4 protein-coding genes are annotated in these 4,726 nt (G+C 43.3%); all 4 read left to right on the top strand.

The features are described from left to right. Positions 1–207 (top strand): efflux RND transporter permease subunit (locus tag B4F91_RS10425; protein ID WP_288635714.1); only part of this gene is annotated, 207 nt, incomplete at its 5' end. Further along, the gene (locus B4F91_RS10420) at positions 200–1,609 is read left to right on the top strand and encodes a TolC family protein (protein ID WP_286936774.1); all 1,410 of its coding nucleotides are present in this window, start codon (positions 200–202) and stop codon (positions 1,607–1,609) included. The genes B4F91_RS10425 and B4F91_RS10420, both read left to right, overlap by 8 nt. A gap of 14 nt (positions 1,610–1,623) precedes the next feature. Next, on the top strand, positions 1,624–2,652 hold the full coding sequence (locus B4F91_RS10415) for a zinc-binding dehydrogenase (RefSeq protein WP_286936773.1): 1,029 nt from the start codon (positions 1,624–1,626) through the stop codon (positions 2,650–2,652). Positions 2,653–2,917: 265 nt separating this feature from the next. Next, positions 2,918–4,726: acyl-CoA dehydrogenase (locus B4F91_RS10410; RefSeq protein WP_288635712.1), on the top strand; the 1,809-nt coding region annotated here is incomplete at its 3' end.

The raw sequence follows: 4,726 nt of genomic DNA, 5'->3' as shown, positions 1-4,726 counted from the left end.
ATATTAATGACCTCAATTGCCTTTACAGCTGGGGTTGTACCACTAGTACTTGCAACGGGGGCAGGTGCCGAAATGCGCCACGCTATGGGTAACGCGGTGTTTGCAGGCATGATAGGGGTAACGGTGTTTGGCTTATTATTTACACCTGTATTTTACATGTTAGTTGTGAAAAAGCAGCAAAAAGCAAAGGGGTTATCGCATGACTAATTTAATCGCTAAACCTATCAAAACGTGCTTAACGTTAAGTACTGTGTTAGTGGCTGCTTTTTTATCTGGTTGCGCTAGCAAAATAGATACACAAAGCGAGCAAAACGCTATTAACGGTTTTGTAGCTCAAGCAAATATTGCCAGCAATGTTGCCATAGCAGATGAAACAAATTGGTGGCACAAGTTAGAGTCAAAGCAGCTAAATGCTTTGGTTAATAGCGCACTTGCCAATAACTACAATTTGCAAACAAGCCAATTAACGCTAAAAAGTACCCTTGCCCGACTTGGTGAGCAAAAAGCGCAATATTTACCCCAAGGCGGGGTAAGTATTGGCGCAGCACGAAGCGATGCACCGAGTGTGTTTGACCGTCAATCGAGTGCTAACATAGCACTTGATTGGCAGTTAGATTTATTTGGCCGTATTACTGCTTTGGTTGATGCTGCAAATGCATCGGCCATGAGCCAAGCAGAGCAAGTACGTTCACTGCAAATTGAAGTGGTATCGTCTGTTGTTAAAGGTTTTGTAAGCTATCAAGGTAATGTTGAAAAACAACACATTATAGCCATGCAAATTAACGCATTAGAGCAAAGCATTGAGGTACTTCAAGCACGTGTAGATGAAGGCGTTGCCAACGAGCTTGACCTAAACCGTACGATGGCACAGCTTAGGCAGCAAGAAGCCCTAATGCCCGCTATTGAGTATGCAAAATACAACGACTTATCTACTTTAGCAGTGCTTACAGGTAAGCTTGCGCAAGACATTGTGATAGACAATGAGCAAAACCTGCTGGAGCAAAGCTTTAGCGTTGCGCTTAAAAATGCCAATAGCGCCATTGCCCTGCGCCCTGATATAAGCCGTGCATTGTATGATTTTAGCCAAGCCAACAGCTTAAGTGTGGCGGCAAGTAAAGCCTTACTACCTGATATTAGCTTATCAGCCTTTGCAGGCGTAGTGAGCATAGACAGCACGGGCTTAAAAAATACTGATCAGCAATGGCAAGTAGCCCCCCAGTTGCAATGGTCAATATTAAGTTACCCCGCACTCCTTGCTCAGCGCGACGCACAGCAGTTTTTAAGTGAAGCTGCCTACAGCGACTATCAGCAAATAGTATTAAATGCGGTGACTCAAAGTGAACTTTCATTGCAAATGTTGGTCAATCAACAACAGCAAGAGCGTTATGCTAAACAGCGCTATGGCTTTGCAAATAAAGCATTTTTACAAGCACAGGCGATGTACGAAGAAGGCCAAATACCGTACTTAGAGTTGTTAGATGCACGCCAGGATGTTTTAATGGCACAAGAAAACGCTGTTGACACAACTATTGCTACATTGCTTGCTAAAGTGAATGCTTATCAGGCATTTAACGGCCAATGGAGCTATGCACTGAGCAGTACAAAATAGGTAGAGTTAATTGAATGAGCAATACTGAATTATCACATCAAGGCAGCACCTTACAAACAATGCGCGCTGTTGTTTTATCACAACCAGATGAGCAAATACGCTTGCAAGATGTTGAGGTTGATATACCCGAGTGCGCCGACAACGAATTGTTGGTAAAGCTTGAGTATGTAGGCCTTAATCCTGCTGATGCCTATTTTGCTAAAACGGGATTTTGTAAGTGGCAATACCCTCATATTTTAGGCCTAGACGCCGTTGGTGTGGTAGTTAAAGCTAACAAAGGTGTGTTTCCTGGGGTTGGCGAACGAGTAATGTGGCATGCCAATATAGGTAAGCAAGGGGTACTGAGTGAATACACCACGGTACCTAACTTTGCTGTATCGGTTGTGCCCGATGGGCTGTGCCCTGCAAAGGCTGCTACGTTACCGTGCGCTGGTATGGCCGCCCTTATTAGCTTAGATAAAATTGCCATTACGGAGGGCGACCAAATCCTAATCGAAGGTGGCTCTGGTGCGGTAGGGCAGTTTGCCATTCAATATGCTAAACAACGCGGTGCCGATGTATTTACCACCGCTTCAAAGCGTAATCACAAACTGGTAAAGCAGCTAGGTGCCGATGTGGTATTTGATTATAACGACAAAAAGTTACGCGACAAAATTCGCCGCGAGCTTGGCCCGCAAGGGTTTGATGCTGTAATTGATACTATGGGCGGTGAATCAACGCTTAGAAATATTGAATTAATGCGTTTTTGCGGGCGTATCGCGTGTTTAAACTCGCTGCCTCATTTTGATCAAGATTTAATGTACCACCGAGCGCCTAATATTAGTGTGGTGTCTATTGGTGGTGCGTGGCTTGCCAATAGTTTATGTGCGCAGCAGCGCTTAAGTTTTATGGGCAATTTATTGCTTGAAGGCGCGCTATCGGGCGATATTAAAACACCGGCAATCACTGCGGTTGACTTTACTGCTGACTCAGTTAGTGCTGCCTTAAATAACCAAATAGCGGGTGGCTTTACAGGCAAACACGTTGTGCAAATAAGCAGTTAATGTTACCTACCTTATTTTAAAAACGCAGCCCAAGTGGCTGCGTTTTTTTATGCCTAAAAAATAGCTTTTTATGAGTATGGGGCTTAATTGTTGCCAAATAGAGGTGTTTCAGCGCACAAGTGTAAGCCTTTTAGTTTCAACAGTTTACGTCACCGTAAAGAAAATAAATTGAAAAAACTGTTAATTAATTGAATAGAGTAATTGATCTAAACTGATTTTTATGACGTAATGTAGGTATTATTTATCTGGTCGGATGAGTTCAATCATGAGTTTACGTACAAAATTAAAAAAAGTATTACCAAGTATTTCAATCACTGAACAAGAAGCGCTAGACGCGGGTGATGTGTGGCTAGAAGGGTCTATCTATCAAGGTAAGCCAGATTTTAGCGCACTACGCGATGTGCCGGCTGCTACCCTAAGTGCAGACGAGCAAGCATTCTTAGATGGCCCAGTACAAGAGCTACTAGGCATGATTGACGATTCAGTTATTCAAAACGGTATTCACTTACCAGATGACATATTAGAATTTTTGAAAAAAGAGCGTTTCTTCTCGCTTATCATTCCTAAATCGTTTGGCGGTTTAGAGTTTAGCCCTTATGCAAACTCGACTATTGTGGCAACCATTGCGACAAAAAGCTCTGCAGTAGCGGTAACTGTTATGGTTCCTAACTCTTTAGGCCCAGGTGAATTATTACTTCACTTTGGTACACAAGAGCAGCAAGCGCATTACTTACCGCGTTTAGCAAACGGCAGAGACATTCCATGTTTTGCTTTAACAAGCCCAGAGGCAGGCTCTGATGCAGGTGGTATTCCAGATATTGGTACTGTCACCAAAGGCATGTACAACGGCGAAGAAGTACTTGGCCTTGAGATCACATGGGATAAGCGTTATATCACACTGGCACCAATCGCTACGGTACTTGGTTTAGCATTTAAAGTAGTGGATCCAGAAGGTTTACTAGGCGGCAAAGAAAACTTAGGTATTACCTGTGCGCTTATTCCTAAAGATCACCCAGGTGTAGAGCTTGGCAACCGCCATGACCCAATGGGTATTCGTTTTTATAACGGTACTACACGTGGTAACAAAGTATTTGTACCAATGGACTTTATTATTGGCGGCCAGAAAAACATCGGTCGTGGTTGGCAAATGCTGGTTAGCTGTTTAGGCGCAGGACGTGGTATTTCATTACCTGCACTAGGTGTAAGTACATCGCAAGTGGCGTTTAAATCAGCATCTGAATACGCAGCAGTGCGTGAGCAGTTTGGTTTAGCAATTGGTCAATTTGAAGGTATTCAAGAAAAACTAGCAGACATTGCAGGTAAAACATACCTACAAGAAGCAATGCGCGTACTGACAACTGAAGGCCTAGGCATGGGCTTAAAACCATCGGTTGTTACAGCAATAGCTAAATACCACATGACCGAGCTTGGCCGCGACGTATTAGATTCTGCAATGGATATTCAAGCGGGTAAAGCGATTCAAAATGGTCCACAAAATACCCTTGCAAGCGGTTACGTAGCACAGCCTATTGCAATTACAGTAGAAGGCGCGAACATTCTTACACGTAACCTGATGATTTTTGGTCAAGGTGTTATGCGTTGTCACCCTTATTTACAATCTATGGTTGAATCAATCCATAGTGAAGATAAAGGTGCAGATAAAGAGTTTAACGGCATTTTGCGTAAAACAATTGGTTACAGCACAGCAAATAGCTTACGTGCGTTCCGTTTAGGTGTTTTACCATTTACTGCAAGTGCAAACTCTGCATTACCAGAAGTACGTGAATACGAAAAAGCCGTACATAAACTATCTGCAAAATTAGCAGTGTATGCCGACTTCTCGTTACTCGTACTTGGCGGTAAATTAAAGCAGGCTGAAATGCTATCAGCACGTTTAGGCGATGTAATGAGCTTTTTATACGCGGCAATGGCATCAATTAAGTATTACGAGCAAAAAGTAGCAAGCAGCGAGCGCGAACAAGCAGCGCCGTACTTCCACTACGCGACACGTTTTGCATTGCAAAGCGCTGAAGAAGCATTGCATAAGTTTTTAGATAACTTCCCTGCAAGTGGT

The organism is Pseudoalteromonas sp. UBA6610, from assembly GCF_002433295.1.
Classification (GTDB): domain Bacteria; phylum Pseudomonadota; class Gammaproteobacteria; order Enterobacterales; family Alteromonadaceae; genus Pseudoalteromonas; species Pseudoalteromonas atlantica.
Note: the sequence above shows the minus strand (reverse complement) of the source record. Positions and strands in the feature narration are given on the sequence as shown.